Annotated in this window: 20 protein-coding genes; 2 read left to right on the top strand and 18 right to left on the bottom strand. The window is 31.6% G+C overall.

Annotated features, from left to right (window positions below; translation table 4 throughout):
* Positions 1-11: 11 nt before the first annotated feature.
* The 12 genes from MSU_RS00230 to MSU_RS00180 form a co-directional block, all read right to left on the bottom strand.
* Positions 12-1,013, bottom strand: a complete 1,002-nt coding sequence (locus MSU_RS00230; RefSeq protein WP_013609573.1) for a hypothetical protein — start codon at positions 1,011-1,013, stop codon at positions 12-14.
* A gap of 7 nt (positions 1,014-1,020) precedes the next feature.
* Positions 1,021-1,977 (bottom strand): hypothetical protein, encoded by a 957-nt coding sequence (locus MSU_RS00225; protein WP_013609572.1) that lies wholly within the window; start codon positions 1,975-1,977, stop codon positions 1,021-1,023.
* 7 nt (positions 1,978-1,984) lie between these two features.
* On the bottom strand, positions 1,985-2,788 hold the full coding sequence (locus MSU_RS00220) for a hypothetical protein (RefSeq protein WP_148221822.1): 804 nt from the start codon (positions 2,786-2,788) through the stop codon (positions 1,985-1,987).
* 73 nt (positions 2,789-2,861) lie between these two features.
* Positions 2,862-3,797 (bottom strand): hypothetical protein, encoded by a 936-nt coding sequence (locus tag MSU_RS00215; RefSeq protein ID WP_013609570.1) that lies wholly within the window; start codon positions 3,795-3,797, stop codon positions 2,862-2,864.
* A gap of 348 nt (positions 3,798-4,145) precedes the next feature.
* Positions 4,146-4,268 (bottom strand): hypothetical protein, encoded by a 123-nt coding sequence (locus MSU_RS04880; RefSeq protein ID WP_272941032.1) that lies wholly within the window; start codon positions 4,266-4,268, stop codon positions 4,146-4,148.
* A gap of 291 nt (positions 4,269-4,559) precedes the next feature.
* Entirely contained in the window at positions 4,560-4,784 is a 225-nt protein-coding gene (locus tag MSU_RS00210) for a hypothetical protein (RefSeq protein WP_043885130.1), read from the bottom strand.
* Between the two features lie 3 nt (positions 4,785-4,787).
* Positions 4,788-5,714 carry a hypothetical protein gene (locus MSU_RS00205; RefSeq protein ID WP_013608741.1) on the bottom strand — a complete coding sequence of 309 codons (927 nt, stop codon included), beginning with the start codon at positions 5,712-5,714 and terminating at the stop codon, positions 4,788-4,790.
* Positions 5,714-6,637 carry a hypothetical protein gene (locus tag MSU_RS00200; protein WP_013609566.1) on the bottom strand — a complete coding sequence of 308 codons (924 nt, stop codon included), beginning with the start codon at positions 6,635-6,637 and terminating at the stop codon, positions 5,714-5,716. The genes MSU_RS00205 and MSU_RS00200 overlap by 1 nt, the downstream gene beginning before the upstream one ends.
* Positions 6,638-6,717: 80 nt before the next feature.
* Positions 6,718-7,668 carry a hypothetical protein gene (locus tag MSU_RS00195; protein ID WP_013609565.1) on the bottom strand — a complete coding sequence of 317 codons (951 nt, stop codon included), beginning with the start codon at positions 7,666-7,668 and terminating at the stop codon, positions 6,718-6,720.
* Complete coding sequence (locus MSU_RS00190) at positions 7,668-8,645, bottom strand: hypothetical protein (protein WP_013609564.1); 978 nt, start codon at positions 8,643-8,645, stop codon at positions 7,668-7,670. The genes MSU_RS00195 and MSU_RS00190 overlap by 1 nt, the downstream gene beginning before the upstream one ends.
* 75 nt (positions 8,646-8,720) lie before the next feature.
* Complete coding sequence (locus tag MSU_RS00185; protein WP_013609563.1) at positions 8,721-9,542, bottom strand: hypothetical protein; 822 nt, start codon at positions 9,540-9,542, stop codon at positions 8,721-8,723.
* 2 nt (positions 9,543-9,544) lie between these two features.
* On the bottom strand, positions 9,545-10,483 hold the full coding sequence (locus MSU_RS00180) for a hypothetical protein (RefSeq protein ID WP_013609562.1): 939 nt from the start codon (positions 10,481-10,483) through the stop codon (positions 9,545-9,547).
* A gap of 152 nt (positions 10,484-10,635) precedes the next feature.
* Between MSU_RS00180 and trpS the strand changes: the two genes are divergently transcribed.
* Both trpS and MSU_RS00170 read left to right on the top strand, forming a co-directional pair.
* Positions 10,636-11,685 carry a tryptophan--tRNA ligase gene (gene trpS / locus MSU_RS00175; RefSeq protein ID WP_332370082.1) on the top strand — a complete coding sequence of 350 codons (1,050 nt, stop codon included), beginning with the start codon at positions 10,636-10,638 and terminating at the stop codon, positions 11,683-11,685.
* A 3-nt stretch (positions 11,686-11,688) separates the two neighbouring features.
* Complete coding sequence (locus tag MSU_RS00170; RefSeq protein WP_013609560.1) at positions 11,689-13,482, top strand: phosphohexomutase domain-containing protein; 1,794 nt, start codon at positions 11,689-11,691, stop codon at positions 13,480-13,482.
* 282 nt (positions 13,483-13,764) lie between these two features.
* Here MSU_RS00170 and MSU_RS00165 read toward each other — a convergent pair whose 3' ends face one another.
* From MSU_RS00165 to MSU_RS00140, 6 genes are all read right to left on the bottom strand, one after another.
* Positions 13,765-14,190 carry a hypothetical protein gene (locus MSU_RS00165; RefSeq protein WP_013608735.1) on the bottom strand — a complete coding sequence of 142 codons (426 nt, stop codon included), beginning with the start codon at positions 14,188-14,190 and terminating at the stop codon, positions 13,765-13,767.
* A 35-nt stretch (positions 14,191-14,225) separates the two neighbouring features.
* The gene (locus tag MSU_RS00160; protein ID WP_237696894.1) at positions 14,226-15,308 is read right to left on the bottom strand and encodes a hypothetical protein; all 1,083 of its coding nucleotides are present in this window, start codon (positions 15,306-15,308) and stop codon (positions 14,226-14,228) included.
* A gap of 44 nt (positions 15,309-15,352) precedes the next feature.
* Positions 15,353-16,345: a DNA gyrase C-terminal beta-propeller domain-containing protein gene (locus tag MSU_RS00155; RefSeq protein WP_237696893.1), complete on the bottom strand. Its 993-nt coding sequence runs from the start codon at positions 16,343-16,345 to the stop codon at positions 15,353-15,355.
* Between the two features lie 33 nt (positions 16,346-16,378).
* The gene (locus MSU_RS00150) at positions 16,379-19,063 is read right to left on the bottom strand and encodes a DNA gyrase/topoisomerase IV subunit A (protein ID WP_013609557.1); all 2,685 of its coding nucleotides are present in this window, start codon (positions 19,061-19,063) and stop codon (positions 16,379-16,381) included.
* Complete coding sequence (locus MSU_RS00145; RefSeq protein ID WP_013609556.1) at positions 19,051-21,018, bottom strand: DNA gyrase/topoisomerase IV subunit B; 1,968 nt, start codon at positions 21,016-21,018, stop codon at positions 19,051-19,053. The genes MSU_RS00150 and MSU_RS00145 overlap by 13 nt, the downstream gene beginning before the upstream one ends.
* A gap of 107 nt (positions 21,019-21,125) precedes the next feature.
* A complete protein-coding gene (locus tag MSU_RS00140) occupies positions 21,126-22,601 on the bottom strand; it encodes an aldehyde dehydrogenase family protein (RefSeq protein ID WP_013609555.1) in 1,476 nt (491 codons plus the stop codon).

Here is a 22,601-nt window from a genome sequence, read left to right as displayed (position 1 = left end):
TAATTATTTTGTTATTTTCTATTGAAGTTATATTCTTTCAAGATGCAAGAAAGTTCCAACATTTTTTTAGAACCTACTTCTTTATTAGATAATTCACAAGAATTATCTGTTAATTTCAATTCTTTTATTCTTTCTTCATCAGTTTGAGGTTTATTTTTAGTTACATATCTAGAAGCTTTTAAGGAGCTTTCCCAATTTTTATCAATAAATTCTTTTACTTTTTCTTCTTCGCCTCTAGCTCAAATAGCCTCCTTATTATCTTTTAGATCTGAAACATCTCTGTTTCCAGATCAAGTAGTTTCTTGATCGCATTCATCAGTTGAAGACTGACCTTCTTCCTCATTATCTAATAAATCCATTAGTACAGGTGTTGATTTTTCAACACCTGTTTTCGACAAAAAACACATTCTATCTTTCCCAACACTTTGATAAATCCAAACAACTTCTAACTTAACTCCAATATTTTCAAATTCTTCATTTTCTGCATCTTCTTTTAATTTCTTAGATTCTTCGCTCTCTTCCTGTTCTACAAAATCATCCGATATTTGAAGTTGGTCAATTCCTTCTTGATTCTCTAATGAATCTTCTGAAACTGGATCTTGATCATCATTACTTTCTTCACCATTTTCAACTTCTAATAATTCATCATGTCTTTCTTCTGAAGAAGTAATGGGATTGTTCTTTTGAGTTGAACTATCACCCTTTTCTTCGATAGGAGAGATTTCTGGTTCAGGAGATTTAGTGTCAATTTCTTCTGTACGTTGTCTTTTTTTCTCTTCTTCATCTTCTCGAACTTCATCCTCAGATTTATTTTTTTCTGAATCTGATTTGTTTTCACTTCCAGAAGAACTATCATCTGTTCCTAAATTTTCAGAGGAAGGTTTTTCCCCTTCAACATTATTTACTATTCCCTTATTGCTTGTAGCTACAACAGCTCCAGCAATAACTCCCGATCCTACAACACTAGCTATTAGTCCAAAAACAATCTTGGTCGAAAGGCTTAATAAAGCCATAAATTAATTAACTTTCTTTGGAGAAATTATTTTCTCCGATAACACAACTAATTTCTTTTCAAGAACCATTTTCACTCTCTAGAGAAGAACATACTTTTTTACTTAATTTACTAATAGGATTCTCCTCAGAATCAACTAAATCTTCTTTAGATTCTGTAAATCCATCTATTTTTAATTCATCTCAATTTTTCTTTAATAATTTATTTACTAAATCAGATTTACCTCTAACTCAGAAACCAACTTTATTGGTTTCTTCAGATCTATTCGAAGATCAAGATGTTTGCCAACTACAAGAATCATAAGAATGTTGTTCAGTTCTTCCTTCAGTTATCTCCAAATCATCATCTTCTCCGACAATGTCATCTCCCTTATACAAGATACATCCCCTTCCTCATTGATCTTGATCTTCTCTACCAACTCTAAACTTGTAAAGACTTTCTAAAGATACGTGATATTTGGATATTTCTTGATCTCATCTTTCTCTATCACTTAATTCTTTTTGAGGCTCCCTAACTTTTCTTTTTCCCTTAGTTCCCTTAGGGGAGCTAATATCTTCGTTAACTTTTTGTTCTTTAGGTAGAGTTTGACTTTGAAGATCTTCTTCTCTAGTTTTTTGAGAATCTAGCCCTGAAATACTTTCAGAAGAAATAATTTCTGGCTCTATTTTTACTTTTTCTAAAGCTTCGGTAGAAAGCACTACCTCAACTTCTAGTTCTCTATTTACACTTTCAGAAACACCTTGTTTTACTCCTTTATCTGAAACTTCTTCAGAAGGGTTTAATTTTTCTTCTCTTTTTTGCCCTATACCTTTTTCTATTGGATTTTGAGGTTGTAACTTAAAGTCTTCAACATTCTTTGAATTGTTATTGCTGGTAGCTAATACAGTTCCAACAATAACTCCTGAACTAACAACACTAACTATCAAGCCAGAGACAATCTTGGCTGAAAGGCTTAATAAAGCCATAAATTAATTAATTTTTAGGGATGCAACTAATTTCAACTCAAGAATTATCTTCCTTTTTTACAACTTTGCAAGAATCTTTTAATTCACTTATTGAATCTTCTGTTTCAACAGAAATATCTTTATTTTTTGCAAATCCTGCGACAAATAAATCATTTCAATTTTTTCTTAGTAATTTATTAACTAAATTAGTTTTTCCCCTAACTCATAAACCTGTCTTATCTTCCCCTTCGGCTCTACTAGAAGATCAATTTGTTTGTCATTCACAAGGATCATAAGAATGCTCTCTTGATCTTCCTTCAGTAATGTCAAGACCACTATCTTCATCAACTTCTTCAGTTTCCTTATAGAAAATACAACCTTTTTCAGATAAACTGCCATCACCAACTCCATATTTATAAATACTTTCTAAAGAAATTTGATAATCGCCAATTTCTTTTTCTCACTTCTTTTCTCCAGTTAATTCTTCTCTGTGTTCCCTAATTCTTCTTGGTCTTCGAGAATTTTTTTCTACTTGAATTTCAGATTTTTTGGGTAAAGTATTTTCTTTTGGAGAAATTACTTGTTTTTCTAAAGATTGTTTTGGAGTTTCAGAATCTTTTTTAGGTAAGATTTCTCCAATTTCTCTCTTATTTTCTACATCAAGAGAAGCCTCCTCTCCTTTCGGAGGAACTTTAATAATAATTTCTATTTCCTCACCTGAAGAAGGGGGAGAAAAAAAGACATCTTCTTTAGCAGTCTCTTGATGTTTTAAATCATTATTTTCAGAAACTTCTACTTTGTTATTGCTAGTAGCTAAAACAGTTCCCAACAATAATTCCGGAACCAGCAATGCTGGCTATTACGCCAGAAATAATTTTTGTAGAAAAACTTAGTAAGGCCATTTATTAACTTTCTTTAGCTACACAGCCGACTTCTACTCAAGAATCACTCCTCTTTTTATCTACATTACATAAATCTGTATTTAATCCTTCCACTCCCTGTTTATTTCCATTAACTTTTACAAAGCTAACTGATTTCAAAGTATCTCAATTTGAATCATTATTTATTAATTGACTCACTAATTCAATTTTTCCCCTAGCTCAAAAACCTGTTCGGTTTTCTCCTTCAGACTTATTTAATGATCAGGATGTTTGTCAACCACAAGAATCAAAAGATCCTTCTACAACTCTTCCTTCCATAATATCTAGATCTTCTTCATCTTCACTAAGTTTTTCTTCTTTTCTGAATAGAACACAACCTTTTCTTCATTCGTTTTCACTTGTACTTCCAACTGAAAACTTATAAATGCTTTCTAAAGAAATTTGTTGACTAGTTATCTCTTTTTCTCATTTTTCTTCATTACTTAATATTGGTTCCTGTTCTCTATTTTTTCTTCCCTTTCTAGAAGAAGTCTTTTTAGATTCTTCTTGAGATAAAGGACTAACTATTTCTTTTTTATTGTCTAAAGAATTTTTAGGCTGAATATTTTCTTCATCAGATTTTTGTATTGAAGAAATTTCTGAATTTAAGAGTTGTTCAGAAATTTCAGTAGATTCTTGTTTTACCTCTAATTTTTCTTGAGTAGGTTTTTGATCTTTCGGACCATCAATTATCTCATTTAAAGGTCCTTTAGAGATTATTTCAACTTCTACTCTTTCCATTTCTTCACTAGGGGAAGGTAAAAGAGGTTTTTCTACTTGATCATTATTTTGTGTTACTTTTTCAATAGTATTTACATTGTTATTTCTGACAGCTACTACAGCTCCAGCAATAACTCCAGAACCCACTACTCCCGTGAGCACAGATAACAAAATTTTTGAAGAAATTCCTAAAAGGGGCATTATTTAATATTTAGAGAACATTTAATTTTTAATTTTAAACTATAAGGTCAGCCCGAAATGGGCTAACACTTATTTAAAAAATACTATTTAACGACACAACTAATTTCTATTCAATCTCCATCATTTCTTTCTACACTACACAAATTAGTGCTTAGTAAACCCTTAATTGATTTATCAGTTTGACTAGTTGTAAACCCCCAGGGGAAGATAAATTACTTCAATTCTTTCTAATCAATTTATTAACCAAATTGATTTCTCCTCTAACTCAGAAACCAACTCTATTGGTTTCTTCAAATCTATTTAAAGATCAAAGAGATTGTCCATCACATGAAGCATAAGTCTGATCTTTTATAGTTCTTCAAATTCTTCTCCATCTTCATCTATACTTTCATCTTTTTTGTAAAGAATACATCCTTGATGAATTAATCCTTCTTTACCATTTCCAATTCCATCCTTATAAAGACTTTCCAAAGCAATATGTCTTTTAACTATTTCTCAATCCCAACGATCTCTTTTCTTATATTCTTCTTCCCTTACTCTCGAATTTTCTCTTTTATTTCTGTTTCTCTCTCCGGAAGAAACTTGACTATTATCAAGTGGTGTTTCAGATAATTCTTTCTTTTCTTCTAGTGAACTTTCAACATTAACGGAAGAAACTACTTGAGGTTGAACCTTATCACTTATTTCTCCAGTTGTTGCTTGAGAATCAATAGTTTCTTCTGTAATTTTTTGAACTCCAATATCTTTTGATATTTCAGAATCTTATGAAGAAATATCAATTCTTTTTTCATCTTCTTCAGGAACAGACAAATCAGATTTGTCTGAAGATGATACTTTAGTTTTTTCTATTTGATCTTTTATATCTACAGATTCTTTTTTAACTTGGTTATTGCTTGAAGAAATTATTGAGCCCGCAACAATACCAGATCCTGCAACTCCCGCAACAATAACTGAAATGATTTTTGTAGTTAAACCTAATGCAGCCACTTATTAATTACTTCTCTCTAAATTAGTTTTTCTATCAAAAATACAACTAATTTCTATTCAATGACCTCCTTCTCTTTGTGTTTGACTTGAAAGACACAAATCTTCTTTCAAGTTATTTAAAGGATCATCAGAATCACTAATTTGATCTTTATTAGTGAATCCAGCAAGTCTTAAATTTTCTCAATTAACTTTCACTAATCTCTTAACTCAACTTTCTTCCCCTCTTGTTCAGAATCCTTTTCCATTAGTTTCTTCAGATTTAACAGAAGATCAAATAGTTTGGTTATCGCATGAATCATGACTTTCTCCTTCTTTAGTTCTTCCTTCAGTTATTTCTAATTCTTCTTCCTCATTTTCTTCTTTAATCTCTTCTCCTTTCTTAACCAAAATACATCCTTTAGTTTCTAGATCTCCATTTCCAATCCCATCTTTATAAAGACTTTCTAAAGATATTTGTTTATTTTTTATTTCTGTTTCAATTCTTTCTTTTAGAGAAGGCTCTTCTCTTCTTTGCTTTTTAGTTACTTTTTTTCCAGAAGTAGGCTTCTGTTCTAACTCTTTAATTTCTGTAAGTGAATTAGTGGAAGAAATATCTGAATTTCTTTCAATAATTTCAACTGAAAAAGATTGTGATTGATCGGTCTGTTCTGAAAGAATTGGAGAAGATTCTTCTATTTTTTCTGCTGAATCTTCTGAATTTGTAGATTCTGAAGGTAAAGAAGGTATATTTTCTTTTTCTGAATATTTTTCATTATCTTCTTCAGCTTTTGAATCTTTATCGTCATGACTGTTTTGTTGAAAAGCTGAAGACCTTTCAACAATTCCTTCATTTTTTCTAGTAGCAATTACTGATCCTGCGACAATCCCATAACCAACTACACTGACAAATAAAGTTGAAATTACTTTTGTAGAAAGACTAATTACAGCCATTATCCACTAACTTTCTCTTTCCCGAATGAACAACCAATTTCCATTCACTGACCATCATTTTTTTCTATTTTGCAATTTTCTAGATTTAGTCCATTCAATAGGTTTTCATTTTCACTAACTTCTTTATTTTTTGTTAAGCCAGCTTGCCACAAACTATCTCAATTAGTTTTCAATAACTTTTTTACTAATTCTTTTTCTCCCCTAACTCAAAAACCATTTCCAGAAGAATTATCAAATTTATAGGAAGATCAAAAAGTTTGACCATCACAAGATTCATATCTTTCTCCTAATTTAGTTCTTCCCTCAAGTATGTTTAACTCCTCTTCTTCATCCTCTATTGTTTCTCCTTTTTGAACTAAAACACAACTTTTAACTCCTGAACTTCCATCTCCAATTCCATCTATGTAAAGACTGTCTAAAGTTATTTGTCTATCAACTATTTCTTTAGATCATCTCTCTTGAGGAGTTAATTCTGGATCCCTAACTTTTGGTTTTTTAGTTTTTGAAACTTTTTGTGTTGCGGGAACAGAACTTTCTCTTTTGTTTTCTGGATTTTCATGTTGAACTTCTACTTTAGGAGTGTTTTGAGTTTTTTCAGAGATTTCTTGACTTAAAGATTGATCAGGAGTTCTAGACTTTTCTTCAGTTACTCTTAATTGCTCTTGTAAAGGTTCTTGATTTTTTGTTCCATCAATTCCTTTACTTAATTCTTCCCTAAAAATTAGTTCAACTTCTTGTCCTTTTGAAGCCTCAGGAACAGTAAAAGTTGAATGTTGGTTTTTTCCTAAACTGATTGTTTGTTGTTCAGAAATATTTACATTGTTATTGCTTGTAGCTACTACAGCACCAGCAATAACTCCAGAACCCACTACTCCCGTGAGCACAGATAACAAAATCTTTGAAGAAATTCCTAAAAAGGGCATTATTTAATATTTGGAGAACATTTAATTTTTAATTTTAAACTATTGAGTTAGTCCTTTTTGGACTAACTTAAACTACTTAGTTATCTGTTAAGAGTTTGTTTTGTTGACTTAAAACAACTAATTTCCATTCACATTCCATCATCTTTTTCTATTGAACAAAATTCTTTACTTAATCCTTCTGATGTTTTCTTATCTAATTCTTTTGAGATAAGTCCTGAAGTTGACAAATTATCTCAATTTTCTCTTAATAATTTATTAACTAGGCCTCTTTCCCCTCTTACTCAAAAACTTGTTCCTTCATGATCATCTACATCTAACTTGTTTGAAGATCAAAGAGTTAATTCATCACAAGAATTATGTTTTTTACCTTCTTCAGTTCTTCCCTCTGTTATATCAAAATTTTCATCTCCAGTTTGATTCTTTATTGTTTCCCCAAATTTATAGATAATACATCCTTTTGTAACTAATTCTCCAGTACCTACTCCATCTATATATACACTCTCTAAACCAATTAATTTTTTAGCTGCTTCTTGTTCTCGCTTATAACGAATACTTAATTTCTCCTCCTCTATATCTCTAGATTGTTTTCTACTTTTGGTTCTAAAGTTGCTTTTTTCTGGAGTTCCAGTCTCAGAACTAACCGAAGAAGATATTTGTTGTTGAGTTTCATCCCCCTTACTTTCGGGCAATGTTTTTGAGGATAGAGTTTTTTCTGTAAATTCAGGGATAGAAGGCAAAGTTTTTTCACTTTCAACAGCTTTTACTGTCTCTTGATCTTTTAGTCCATCAACAGAATCTTTAGAACTTTCTATCTTGTCTGAGTGTGAAGTTACTTTTCCAGAAGAATCATCACTTGAACTTTCTAAACTATCAAAAGATTCAGGATTTTTAGATTGCTTTTCGAATGCTATATTTTCAACACTAACTCTGTTATTGCTGGCAGCAATTACTGAGCCAGCAACAATACCAGATCCTGCAACTCCCGCAATAACAACTGAAAGAATCTTAGTAGTTAGTCCTAGTGCAGCCATTATCTAATTTCTTTAGTTAATCCATTTGACTTGTCAAAAGAACAACTATCTTCTAATCAATTAATGTTTCCTTCTCTTGTAGTTTTTTCAGAACTACACAAATCTTTTTTAAGTTGAGTTAATGCATCTACAGATTCCGCTGGAGTTTCTCTCTTTTCTGCGAAACCGGCTACAAACAGATTCTCTCAATTGCTTCTCATTAATTTATCTACTAGTTCAATTTCACCTCTAACCCAAAAACCCTTTCCTTTAGTTTTCTCAAATCTCCTTAAAGATCAAGTAGTTTGATTCTCACAAGATTCATAAATTTGATCTACTATAGTTCTTCCTTCAGTAATGTCAAAGTTATCATCATCTATTTCTTCTTCTTTTCTATATAAGATGCAGCTTCTATCACTAGCTTCTTGACTTCCTGCAAATCCATCTTTATAAAGACTTTCTAAAGATATCTCTCTATTAACTATTTCTGATTCTCACTTTTCTTCATCTGTTTGTTCAATTACTTCTTTTCTAACTTTTTTACCTCCCCTAGAACTTTCTCTAGATTTTGGGAGAACAATTTCAGAAGTTGATTTTTCAGCAAAAGATTCTTCATCTTTTGGAAAACTAACTAAAGATTGTTTAGGTAATTGTTCTTCAAGTTTCTTGGGTTGTTGTGAAGAAAATTCTCTAATAATTAATAAAGCTTCAGGTTCTCCTCGATCACTAACTTTTGAATGTGGTGAAAAATGATCGCTATCCTCCAATATTTCAGAAGATTTCTGAGAATCTTCTCCCTTTGTCTGGGAAGTATAATCAGGCAATAAATGTTGTTGTCCTTCTAAATTATTTGGATTGTTGTTAACGACAACTTCTTTTTCAACAGCATTTACATTGTTATTTCTGGAAGCTACAACAGATCCAGCGATAACTCCAGAACCTACTATTCCTATAACTGTAGATAACAAAATCTTTGAAGAAACTCCTAGTAAAGGCATAATTTATTTTGCAGAGAACATTTAATTTTTAATTTTAAACTATAAGGTCAGCCCCCAAAGGGCTAACCTATTTATTTATCTTCTTAGAAGTTGATTTGTTTGTTTAATACAACTAATTTCCAATAAAAGACCATCATTTCTCTCTATACTACAGAATTTTTTATCTAATTCTTCAGAAGTTTTTAGAGAAACACTTTGAGTTGTAAATCCATCAGAAGAAAGATTATTCCAATTAACTCTTAATAATTTATTAACTCAACTTCTTTTACCTCTAACTCAGAAACCAACTCCCTTATGATCATCATTCTCTAATCTTCTAGAAGATCAAAGTGTTTGTTCATCACAAGATCCATGATTTCTGTTAGCTACAGTTCTTCCCTCAGTAATGTCAAAGTTTTCATTTTGTAATTCACTTTCTACATTTATTACTTCATTTCTTCTGTATAAAATACAATTTTTTGCCATTAAATCTCCCTCTCCGTTTCAATAAACGCTTTCCAATCAAACACCTTCTTTTTTAGATATTTCTCAATCCCATTTATCTCTAATATTTGGTTCTTTTTCTTGTTCTTTAATTTGTCTCACTCTTCTATAAGAAGAAGAAACTCTATTATTTTGTTCAGGATTCTTTGAATTTTCAGAAACTTTTTCTGTTTCAGGATCTTGCGCTTCTGAAACATCATCAGAACCTTTAGAGTCATTATCTTCAGTTGAAGGGGGAGGAACTTCTCTATTGCCGGAAATTTCAGGACCTTTAATTTGTTCCTTTAAATCAACATTCTCTGCAAAAGAACTGTTATTGCTGGTAGCAATTACTGAGCCAGCAACAATACCAGATCCTGCAACTCCAACAATAACAGCTGAAAGAATCTTAGCAGTTAGTCCTAGTGCAGCCATTATTAAATTTCTTTAACTAGTTCATTTGACTTTTCAAATGAACAACTAATTTCTACTCACTTCTTTTCTTCTCTTTGTGAATGATTCACTAAACATACATCATTCTTCAAATTACTAAATATATTTGAAGAATCATTTATTTCTTTACTATTTGCAAATCCAAGAGTTTCTAATTCACTTAAATTCTTTTCTAATAATTTTTTTGCCATTTCTTCTTGACCTCTGACTCAAAAACCTTTTCCCTTAGTTCCGTCAAACTTATTTGAAGATCAAATTGTTTGACCATCACATGAATCATGACTTTCATCTTCTTTAGTTCTTCCCTCAGAAATATCAGAATCATTTTCATCAAATTCTTCATTTTCTTGATAGAAAACACAAGCCTTATAGTTGGCTTGTGTTTCTCCACCCACACTATCCTTATACAAGCTCTCCAAAGATATCTTTCGTTGCTTTATTTCTTGTTCTATTTTTTCTTGAATTGATACTTCTTTAATTTCTCTTCTAGGTTTTCTAGATTTCTTAGTTGTTTCTTCAGTAGAGTTTTTAGGTTTTTCTAGAGAAGATACTTCTAAATTAATTTGTTCGGAATTATCTAAAGATTGTTGAGTTAATTGTTCCTTACTACTTGCAGGTTCTTGAAGTAGAGAAGGATCTTTAGTGATTAATAAGACTTCAGGTTGTGGAGAAGGTTGTGTTCCCTCTGAGCTTATTGGAGAAGTTTTTGCAGATTCTTCGTTAATGGTTAGAGAAGGAGAAATTTCTCCTTCTTTTTGTGAATCTAAATTGTTATCAGAATTTTCAAAATTTTTTTCTGAATCTTCTGAAAGGTTTTGATGACTATTTTTATATATCGCGGAACCGGCTATAGCCCCGCTACCAGAGAGGCTTAACACAATAATTGAGAGAATTTTAGTTGACAATCCCCCGAAAAAAGCCATTGATTTAAATTATACCATTTTTTAGAGTTTTTAAAAACTCCATTTAATATACTATTTAATTACTTATTTATTTTTTAGAAGTTCTTTTTTAGAAAAAGACTTCTCAAAAAACTAGTAAAAAAATTTAATCTTAAAAATAAGCAAATAAAAATATAAAAATTTCTTCGGAAAAGGACAGGAAACCCACATTAATATGTGGGATACAACCTACCTCTGATCTAACTATAGGTAACTATATAGGGGCATTATTGCCCCTAATAAAAAATCAAGAAAATTATGACTCCATACTTTTAATTGCCGATTTACATGCATATACTATTCCACTATCTATCCAAAAGATTCCTTTTGGAGAGATTAAAAAAAGAAGTTGGGAGTTAGTTAAGTGAGCAGTAGCTCTAGGTGTAGATCCTAAAAAAACTAAGATAGTTTTTCAGTCTGATTTAAGAGCTCAACACTTAGAACTTTTCTACTTTCTCCTAACCCATTCAAGGTTAGGAGAACTTAAATTAATGACTCAGTACAAATTCCTTATGAACAAATTTAAGGAAGCTAATGGTACTGAGCCAGCTCTATTTGGAGTGTTAGTTTATCCAGTACTAATGGCTGCAGATATTCTGCTATATGATGCAGAATATCTTTCAGTAGGTGAAGATCAAATACAACATTTAGAGCTGTGTTCAGAACTAAAAGAAAGAGTTAATAGACTTTATTCTTTAGATATTTTTCCAAAAAAAATAAAAGCTCTAAGCTTCAACTCTAACTACCTGAAGATAATGGATCTGCAAGATCCATTGAAAAAAATGTCAAAAAGTACAGAAAATAAAAATGGTGTACTTTTCTTAAGTGATTCTCCTCAGGAGATTCACAAAAAGATTATGGGAGCCAAAACAGACTCCCTTAATAAGGTAAATATAGATAGAGAATCCCAACCAGGAATCTATAACCTCCTTAATCTTTTTGCAACTCTAAATGATTTGCCTTTAGAAAAAGCTTTCGAACAACTAAATCATTTAGACTACAAAAGTCTAAAAGAAACTATTTCTAAGTTAGTTTCTGACTTCATTAGTCAGAAACAACAAAACTATAAAGAAGTAAACAATAACTTAGATGAACTCAAACAATTAATTAAAGAAAATACAGATACTTTAAGAGAACAAGCTAACTCTAAGTTAGAGTTCATCTATTCAAGTCTAGGGGCTTAAAGTTTGAGTTTTTCAAACTCTTTTAGCCCCAAGAAAAAAAGAAAACACTTCAGTAAGTGAACTTATCAAGATCACTTCGAATACTGATTTAACCACTACAGTCTAACTCCTGAGGAGCAAAAAAAGCTCCAAGAGTTAGACGAAGAAATGAAGCAAGAACTCTTTTCAGTGGATGGACAAGAGTTCCAATTTGGAACTTCAGGAATAAGAGCTCTTATGGGAATAGGTCCCAAGAGAATAAATGTTCATACTTGTAGAGTTTTTGCAGAAGCTTATGCAAAATTCATAACTTCTAGCAAAAACAAGGAAAAAGGTCCTATCCTAGTAGGTTTTGACAATAGAGAGAATGGGAGACTTTTTGCACTTACTATTTGTAAAGTGCTAAAAGGATTCCACATTCCCTCTATATTTTCTGGAGAATCTATGGCTACTCCAGTACTAGCTTATTTAGTTAAGCACAAAAAATATAGAGGAGGAATTATGATAACTGCTAGTCATAATTCCCAAAAGCACAATGGAATTAAGTTATATGGAGAAAATGGAGGTCAGTTATCTCAGGAGGAGGAAAAAACTATAAGAAGTTTATTTGCTCCTCCTCACTACTACTTAAGTTCTCTTAAGGGTAAACCTAAGATAACTTCAATAGAAGAGGAGTGATGAGACTCCTATTTAGATGATCTAGAGAAATCTATAAGAAGAAAAGTTGGTAGTTTTTACACATTAGGATGTACAGTCATAAGAACTATCAAGTTCTTATTCTCTTCTCATCACGGAACTTCTTCTGGAAGAATGCTATCGCTAGCTAGAGTATTAGGAGCTCTTTCATTTAAGGAGTACTTCTGAGAATGTACTCCTACTCACTTATTCCCTGATGAGGAAATAACTAATCCAGAAAATCCTCGTTCCTTCAGAGATATGGAACGAGAAGGAAAAAGTACTAAAACAGATTATTTAATAGCTCACGATCCTGATTCAGATCGTGGAGCTCTAGGAGAACTAATTAAAAATGATTGATATTACTTTACAGGTAATGAAATGTTTGTACTTCTAGCTGCGTTCCTATTAGAGCTTTCAAAAAGCTCTAAATATGAAGTAGATATGAAGTACAACTATTTAGTGACTACACATGTAAGTGGAAACCTAATAGATAAAGTAGTTAAGTATTTTGACCCTTCTATTGAAATTAGAAGGGTTGATACAGGTTTTAAGAGTATAGGTAAAGAAGTGGAACGTCTTTCCACTAAAGGAGAAGTACTTCTAGGTTGTGAAGAAGCTATAGGAGGTTTATTTTTTCCAGAATTATCTCTGGAAAAAGATGCTTTCCAACAAACAGCATTAACAATGCTTATGATTGGATACTATAAATTCCACTATTCGAGAAATTTACTTACACAACTATTTTGGTTGATGTGGAAAACTAAGTCTGCTTGACAAGGAAAGACTGTTTGCTTCAACTTAAAACCTGGAGACAAAACCAGAATATTTAATAAATTGAAAGATATTTCTGAGAAAGAAAACTCAGAAATACAACTAGAGAAATATAAATTCACTATTTCCAGAAATCTGGAATTGGGAATCTTCACTTTTTCTTTAGATTCCCAAAATTGGGTAAAAGCTAGATTTTCTGGAACAGAAGATAAGTTTAAGTTGTACTTCAACTTATACTCAGATATAACTCCAGAAGAGTTAGAAAAAGAAGAAAAATGAGAATCAATAATAAGAGAAAAGAGAGCTCAATTAAATTACTTAATTACTACATTAACTAAGAAATTTGAAGCTTTCTTAGTAAATAGTTAATAAGTAAGTAAATATTCTTCTTTCTCCCCTTCAAGGGGAGAGAAAGGAGAATTATTTATTTTTCTTTTTTATCTTTAGAAGATTAAGGAATACTTATTAGATTTCTTTTTTTTAGATACTGAAATAAAAATTTATTAGAAATCTAGAAAAGAAAGAGTCTATATAAACTTTCTTGCTAAAAAAATTACATTTATTTTTTCTTTTTCCTAAAAAAATAACTAGGTAAAAAGAGAAAAACTACACCCCCCTAAAAAAAGGGGGGGATAATTTAGTCTCTAAAGACTAGTCTTGTTGTGGTTGTTCAGGAAGAATTGATTTATTTTCATGATTCTTATGCTTTTGTTGATTTACTATTTCAGATTCTGCATTTTCTCAATTAGTCTTAGCTTTGTAAACTCATTTTTCCTTTAGAACACAAATATTCTTGTTGATGTTATTTACATTGTTTTTGTGATTACTACATTGTTGTGCACAGTGTTCACAGTGGAAATTCATCTTTTTATTTCCATTTACAAAAAGATCTATTTCACTTTCAATATTTCTAGCAAATTCTTTTCATTCTTCAGCACTAATGTTTCTTCATCCATCTTGCTTTACTTGAATGATGAATTTGCAAACATAGTAAGCAATTCCTATTACAACAGGAATTACTGATCCTAGAACTCCACCTATAACAGGTCCGTTCAAGAAAAGCATACTAAAAGACATTATCTAAAACTAACTACTTATTAGTTTAAAGAGTATTAACTCTTTTTATTAGCTTCTTTACTTTTTCCGAACATACCTCCAAAAGATTTCTTTGCATCTTTTTTAATTGGATTTACTTTTGAAGAAGTCTTTAAAGGAGTCTTAGGAGCTGCAAATGAAGGCTTGGAAGGAGCTGAACTCTTAGAATCCTTAACCTTAGGAGCCTTTGGCTTCTTAGCTGTTAGAGACTTAATCTTAGCTAAGAAATCTTTCATTGCACTATTCTTCTTTTTAGCTGCTTTTAGAAGAGCTTCTTTTTCTTTCTTAGCTTTCTTTTCTTGTTCTTTTTGCATCTTTAGTTTTGACTTTTCCTTAGAGAATGTGTCATAAGAAAGAGAAGAGAAAGACCCTGACTTAGGTTTCAATTTCCCGAACATTCCTTCTTTCTTAACTTTTTCTTGTTTTGGAGCTTCAGTAGTTGCTGCAACTGTCTTAGTCTTTTCAACTTTAGGCTTCTTACTGAATAGAGATAGTTTTTTCTTTTCTTTAACTTCTTTAACATCTTGTTCTTTTTTCTTCAACTTAATTCCCTTAACTTGAGGTACTAAAGCAACACTTAATTTCATAACTTTGGACTTCAAATCTTGAATTCTTACTGAGTAAGGAAGTTTCTTTGCTTTTGCAGCTTTCTTAGCAAGTTTTAGAGCTTTCTTTTCAGCTTTTGTTAGTTTCTTCTTCTTTTTACCTCCAAGAAGGGCTGCCATAGCTTCAGGAGTCAATTGTTGACCTCCTGAAGTAATATCAGTAGTTCCAACTCCTTTTCCTAATATATTGCTATTAACTCTGCTAGCAGCAGAGAAATGTAATTTCTTTGCGAAATTAAATTGAACTTTTGGTTTGTGTTGTAGACAAAAACCTAAGAATTGAGTCCATCCAGCTACACAACATTGTTTTGTGAAGTCAGTAAATATATATCTAATAAATCTTCCATATCTCATCTTCATAGTTCCTCTTCATCATTCAAAAAGACCTCAAATGCAGAAGAATGCGGAAGCTCCGAGAATAACAATTGTACCTGTGTCATTAATAGCAACAAGGTTGATTGTGATCCAACATTGTTGTTTATTGTTGTAAAACAACTTAATCGTTTCCAGGGCCCCCCCCAGATCGGACACTGTTTAAGCTACTGCTTAACTCCTATAAATTTGAAACAATGAACAATTTTTTCATTTCTTGAGTGATTCAATTTCATGATTGAAACTCCAGAAGTTGCTCTCCCTTTTCGTTGTGAAACTGCATTCACAGGAATTCTTGACACTTTTCCTAGGTTAGTTAACATAAATATTTCTTCTAGAGGATTATTTATGTTAATTGTGAAGCTGAATATTTCATCTCCATAACCTTTTTGGGAAAGAACTCCAGCTACACCTCTAGATGTCATTCTGAAATGATCTATATGCACTCATTTACCTTTTCCTAAATTAGTCAACACAAATACTTCTTTTCCATCTGCATTTGAAGAAGCAGATATTAATTCTCCTTCTTTTTCTCCCTTACTATTTACTAACTTAATTCCTCTAACTCCCATAGCTGTTTTACCAACATCTCTCAAATCTATTGACTTAAATCTAACTACTCTTCCAAAAGATGAAGTTAGAAGAATTTCATCTGCATCTCTAACTATTAGCGCAGAAACAACTTCATCCTCTCCTTGAAGTCCCATAACTATTCCACCAGACTTACTTGCATTTTGGAAGTTCATCATTTTTATCTTCTTAATCATTCCATCTTTACTTGCTAGGAATAAGAATGAACTATCTAAATACTTAGATGGTTCAACATTAATAATCTTGATTATTTGTTCATCATCTCTAAATGTTGATGAATCAAGATCCAAAAGTTCTCTTACATGTTGTAATTGAAGTAATTTATTTTCTGAACTTAATTCTTTCTTAACTCTTAGTAATTGATTTGCCTGAGTTCTATATATTTTTCCCTTATTGGTGATAATTAGCAAATCATCATTACTTGAGAGTGCAATAACATCTCTAATCATGTCATCAGTTGAAATTAATCCAGATAAATTAATTCCTTTTTCAATTTTTTCTCCTAAATTGAATTCAGCATAAGGGAGAGAAACTATAAAGTTTCTTCTTGAAAAAGCTAATAACAACATATTTATCCCTTCCATTTTAACTACTGAACTATTTTACTCGATATCGTCAGGAAGTTGATATTTAGCGAAGAATACTAATTTTTCATTTGGCTTCAGTGAGATTAACTGACTACCTTCAGTTCTTCTAGTTTTTCTCACTGAAATTTGACTAGCTTGGAATCTATTTATGTGATCTGTGTTAGTCATTAACAAGATTTGATCTGAATCCTTAATAAGAACACAAGCTATTAGCTTTTCATTTTCTTTGTTCTTGTAAGCCAAAACTCCCTTACCTCCCCACTTCTTGGATAACTTGATTTCATATTCAAGTTCTCCATCTTCATCCTTCTTATCTTGTTTAATAATTTTTTCAACTTCTTGCTTGGTTTCTTCATCATATTCCTTTACCTTAACTATTTCTTGCTTGATGGAGTCCAAACTTGTAATCTTTCCCTTACCAGACTCTACAAGGGAAAGAAGTTGGTCTCCATCATAAGTTGAAGAAGCAGAAATTAATTCTCCTTCTATCTTTCCATCATCATTTCTAAGATTGATTCCTCTAACACCAAATGTTTTTCTTGTTCTCTTAGCTTCAAGAATTGAGCTCTTGAATCTAATAACTTTATTTTTTGAAGATGCAAGAAGGATTTCAGAATCCTTGTGCATCTTAATAACAAACTTCAATTGGTCATTTTCACTTAATCTCATAGCTGTTTTACCGCTCTTTCACTTCTTTTCTAGGAAGAACTTATAGAAAGAGATCTTTCTTATGAAACCAAATTTGGTTGCAAATAATAGATCTATATCCTTTCACTTTTCTTCATTATTTTGTTCTTCTCTAGAAAGGGAGATAATCTTAACAGCCTTTTCATCTTTACCCATCAATGGGATTAAGTTATTTAATTTTTGAGGCTTCTTAGATCATTTCTTATTAGCACTAATCTTGATTTCATGAGCTTTCAACTTAAATACTCTAGCGTAGTTAGTAAATATAAATAGATCATCATGTGATGATGACAGAAGTAAGTCTACATCTAGATCTCCAGTCTTAAATTCACTGCTGGAGTTTTCTCCAACAGTATTTCTGTTAGTTAAGTCAATCTTGTCAAGTGGAATTGCAGCGATGTAATTATTTTGAGTAACTTTCAAAATAATGTCTTCCTTAGGAATGCAATCTCACTTAGTAATTTTTGCAATTCCCTTAGGAGTAATCAATGTTTTTCTTAAGTCATTCTTAAATTCATTCTTTATTTCTATTAACTCCTTCTTTATATTTTCATATTGTTTATTCTTGTCATCAAGCAACGCTTGATATTCATCTCTCTTAGCTCTTTTTTGATCTAATTCATTAGTTAGTTTCAGGAACTCTATCTTTTTAAGTTGTCTTAGTGGAAGATCAAAGATATCTTTGATCTGAACGGGAGTTAGAGAATATTTCTCCTGAATAATAACTTCAGGATTATCTTCATCAGTAATAATTCTTATTACTTCATCTAGATTTCTAACTACTGTTTCTCTTCCCTCAAGTAAGTGAATTCTTCTTTGAACTTCTCTTAAGTTAAATCTGGTTTTTCTCTGCAACATATCAAGTTGATGTTGCAGATAATTTCTTATTATTGCACCTATTCCTAATAGTTGAGGCTTTCCATCAACTAGAAGTGTTAAGTTGACTGCAAAAGTTACTTGCAGTCTTGCATACTTGTACAAATTATTTAGAACAGCTTTCAAATCTGATTCCTTAGATCCTTTTTTACATTCAATAATTAGTCTGATACCTTCCTTCAAGTTAGATTCATCTCTAATGTTTTGAAGGAATCTTTGAAGAATTTCATTAGTTCTTCTAGATTTAGCATTTTTTCCTTCATAAGCTAAATCAGCTATTTTCTTAATTAGATCTGCTTTTTTAATTCCAAAAGGAATTTCCTTAATTATTAATTGATGCTTGTTAGCATCAATTTCTACTTTTGATCTAAGTATTATTTTTCCAAGTCCCTTGGAATGATATCTCTTAACTGATTCAATTCCTATGATTTCCCCTCCAGTTGGGAAATCAGGTCCTTTTATATATTCAATAAATTGTTCATCCTGTAGTTCAGGATTATCAATTAATGCTATGATAGCATCACAAACTTCTCTTAAGTTGTGAGGAGGTATTTTGGTTGCCATACCAACTGCAATTCCTTCTGAACCATTCAGAAGAATTGAAGGAACAATAACAGGTAATATTGATGGTTCTTGTTTAGAGCCATCATAGTTATCCACAAAATCAACACATTCTTCTTTAATTCCTGATAGGAATTTTTCCCCAAACTTACTTAACTTAATTTCTGTATAACGCATAGCAGCTGGAACATCTCCATCTATAGAACCAAAGTTACCTTGACCCTCTAGTAGAGGGTATCTCATCTTAAAGTCTTGACTTAATCTAACTAATGCATCATAAATAGACTTATCGCCATGTGGGTGATAAGAACCCATTACAGCACCAACTAGGGTGGCTGACTTCTTAAATCTACTGTCATTAAATAATTTTTCTTCATAAGCTGCATAAAGTATTCTTCTGTGAACAGGCTTTAGCCCGTCCTTAAGATCGGGCAGAGCCCGAGAAGTAATTACAGAAAGTGAGTAATTAAGGAACGATTCATCACATACAACAGAAATATCTTTATTCTCAACATTAGAGGAGGGTAGCCCCTCTAATATCTTCTCTAGCTTACTTGAAGGTTTTACGCTGCTCATCTGTCTATCATAGCTTTAGAGTAATTTTCAGTAATAAATATCTTTCTAGGTTTTACTTTAGCTCCCATTAATTTTTCCATAGTAGCTTGAGTCTTAGGATCATCTATTATTTGAACTTGCAAGAAAGTTCTTCTCTTAGGATCCATAGTAGTTTCTCACAGTTGTGCAGGAGACATTTCCCCAAGCCCTTTAAATCTACTAAATTCATAAGAAGAAGATTTATTGTTCTTCTCAAATTCTCTCTTTTCTTCTTCATCAAGAAGGTAAATAGTTTCCTTCTTTGATGAAGCTTTATAAAGAGGGGATCTAGCTATATATACATGACCATTTTCTAGTAATGGTTTCATGTATTTATAGAAGAAGTTCATAATAAGTACTTGGATGTGGGACCCATCCACATCTGCGTCAGTCATAAGTATTATTTTGTTGTATCTTAACTTTGATATGTCAAAGTTATGACCATAAGAACATCCTATAGCTGTTATTAAGTTCTTAACTTCTTCATTGTCAAATATCTTATTTTTCTTTTTACTTGCATTAGCTAATTTACCTTTTATAGGTAAAATAGCTTGAAACTCTCTATTTCTAGCTCCTTTAGCTGAACCTCCAGCGGAGTCTCCCTCTACTATATAGAGTTCGGAGAACTCTGGATTCTTAATGGTACAGTCAGCTAATTTTTCAGCAAAACCTAGTAGGTTTTCCTTGTGAATCTTCTTGCTCATTTCGAGCATTTGCTCTCTATTAATTCTCTTTCTATATTCTTGTTGAATGTGCCCAAGTATCAACTTGGCCACTTCAATATTGTCTTGGAAAGAAGTGTGCAACTTACCTTCTATTTGTTCTCTTAATATAGGTCTTATTTCATTACTAATTAATGTTTCTTTAGTTTGACCTTTATAGGAAGGGTCTGTATAGTATACAGACACTACTAAGCTAATTCCTGAAATTACATCCTCTTTAATTCACTTGTATTTGTCATCTATTATCTTTCAGTCTTCTGCATATTGTCTTACACAAGACAAAATACCTTCTTTTACTGTCTCTAGGTGAACACCACCTAGAGATGTTTTTATATTGTTACAGAAACTGTAAATTACAGGATGATCTCTTTCCAATGAATATTGGAAAGAAACTTCACATCTAAGACTGTTTACAGTTTCTTTCTTTTTTACTTGTTGCTCCTCAATAACAATGTTTTGAATTGGGTGAACTGTTTCAAAACCTTGATTAATACTTTCTACTCAATCAGCTAATCCCTGACTGGATAGAAATTGTTCTACTTCTCCAGTATTTTTGTTTTCAAAAATAAATGAAAGATTTTTATTTAAGTAAGAAAGATTTTGCAATCTTTCTTTTATTAGTCCTATATCATAGTCATTTCGCTCTAGAACGCTAAAGTCAGGTTGTCATCTAATTTTTGTTCCAGTTTTACTTCCTACTGATTCACTAATTACTGAAGGTTGACTTTCTAGTTTTCCACCTTCAGTAAATTTAGTGAATACTTCCTTTCCTTCTCTACATACATTTACTTCTAGGAATGTAGAAAGAGCATTTACACACTTAATACCTACACCATGAAGTCCTCCAGATGTTTTATAGCTGGAGTTATTGAATTTACCTCCAGCATGTAAGTGTGTAAATATAGTTACTATATTGGATAAACCCGTTTGTGGGTTTATACCAATAGGAATACCTCTACCATTGTCTTCAACACTTACTATGTGTTCCTCTTCAAGTGTTAACTTAATTTCAGTAGCATATCCTGCAGTTGCTTCGTCAACTGCATTATCTAGTGCTTCTCAAATTAAGTGATGTAATCCCTCTACACCAAGGGAACCAATATACATCCCCGGTCTAACTCTAATAGCTTCAAGTCCCTCAAGTACTTGAATGGAGCTATCTCCATACTCCACATTTGGAGTAGGATTTATTAATTTCTTTTCTTCTGTACTCACTATTCTTTAACTAATAATTTATTAGTTTTTTGGTACTTATTTTCAAATATTAAAGAAGTGCCTAAAACGAATTTTAAAGTTAATTTTTTTAGTAAAAACTAAAAAATTTAATCTTTAATCTCTTCTTTACTCTCTTTAAACACTATACCTCTGAATTTAGAGAAAAAGTAAAGAGAGTTAATTATTCCCTGTTCACTATTTCCAGATTTTCTGGAAGAAGGGAAAGGTAATAAATCAGGAGACCTAGCTGGAGCTAGGTTTAAATTAACTCTTCCTACATCTATTTTTAGAGCTATCTCTCCAGCAACTTTTATATCTTTACTAAAGATAGAAGCTTGAAGTCCATACCCTAAGTTATTTATTTGAGAAATAGCTTCCTCTAAGTCTGTATAGGAAATAACAGACAGAATGGGACCAAATATTTCTTTATGTGAAACAAGCATATCTTGTTTCACATCAAAAAATACTAGTGGAGGAATGACTAAACTAGTCTGTTCCCCCCAATTAATAGGAGCAGTTATTAAATGTGCTCCTTTAGATAAAGCATCTTTATAAGCTTCTTCAATTTTCCTTAAAGATGCTTTATTAATTATTGGAACATTATCTAACTTAAAGGAGCTTAATTCCCTAATAAGAATTGACTTAAATTCTTTTTCTAGGTGTTTGGGAACAAACACCAATTTAATAGACGTACATCTTTGACCACTATATTTAAGAGTTCCTTTAAGTATTTCACTAACACTTGTGCTTAGTTCTGCATCATCCAGAACTAAAGCTGTATTAAGTGCACTTAGTTCTAGTGCTTGTGGAATTCCAGGAAGTGCACTTGCAATAGAAAAACCTGCATCACTACTTCCTGTAAAGGAAAGAGCTGATATTTCAGGTTTTTCTTCTCTTATAAAGGATTCAAGTGTTGATCCTCTTCCTGTGTAGTAATTTAGTACTCCAGGAGTCACTAAATAACCATCAATACTTAGTTCATTAAAAATCTTCGATACTAAATATCCTGTAAGGGATCCATTTATCGAAGATTTTTGAATAACTGAATTACCCATTAATAGTGCTGGAACTATTTTGGTAATCATAGTATTTAGGGGATAGTTAAAGGGAGTAATAGATAGTATTACTCCCAGAGGAACTCTAAAGTAAAGGGCTTGTAACTCCTCAGAAAGTAGTGGATACTTTTCTGAGTTATATTCTCTAGGGTTTCTCATTATTGCATTAAAGAAGTGAATAGTTTCACTTATGTATTCACAACTTCTCTTTATTTCGTCTAGAGAGTCTTCTTTACTTTTTCCACTCTCTAGACTAATAACTTGAGATAACTCTCTAGAGTTTTCTTGAAGTTTTGAACTAAAAAGAAATAGAAATTTCTCTCTAGTGTCGTAATCCAATTGACTTCACTTTTTAAAAGCTTCTTTTGAGCTTTTAAAAATTTGTCTAGTTCTTTCTCTATCTAGTAGAGGAATAACTCCAATACACTCCTGTGTTAGTGGAGAAAATACTTCCATTTTTTGTAGCTCTTCTGGAGCTACTAGTTCTCCATCTATAAATGAGCCAATCTTATACATAAGTTGGCTCAT

Origin of the sequence: Mycoplasma suis str. Illinois (genome assembly GCF_000179035.2) — a bacterium.
Lineage (GTDB): Bacteria > Bacillota_I > Bacilli_A > Mycoplasmatales > Mycoplasmoidaceae > Eperythrozoon_A > Eperythrozoon_A suis.
The sequence above is the reverse complement of the archived record's forward strand: the minus strand, read 5'-3'. Positions and strand labels throughout refer to the sequence as shown.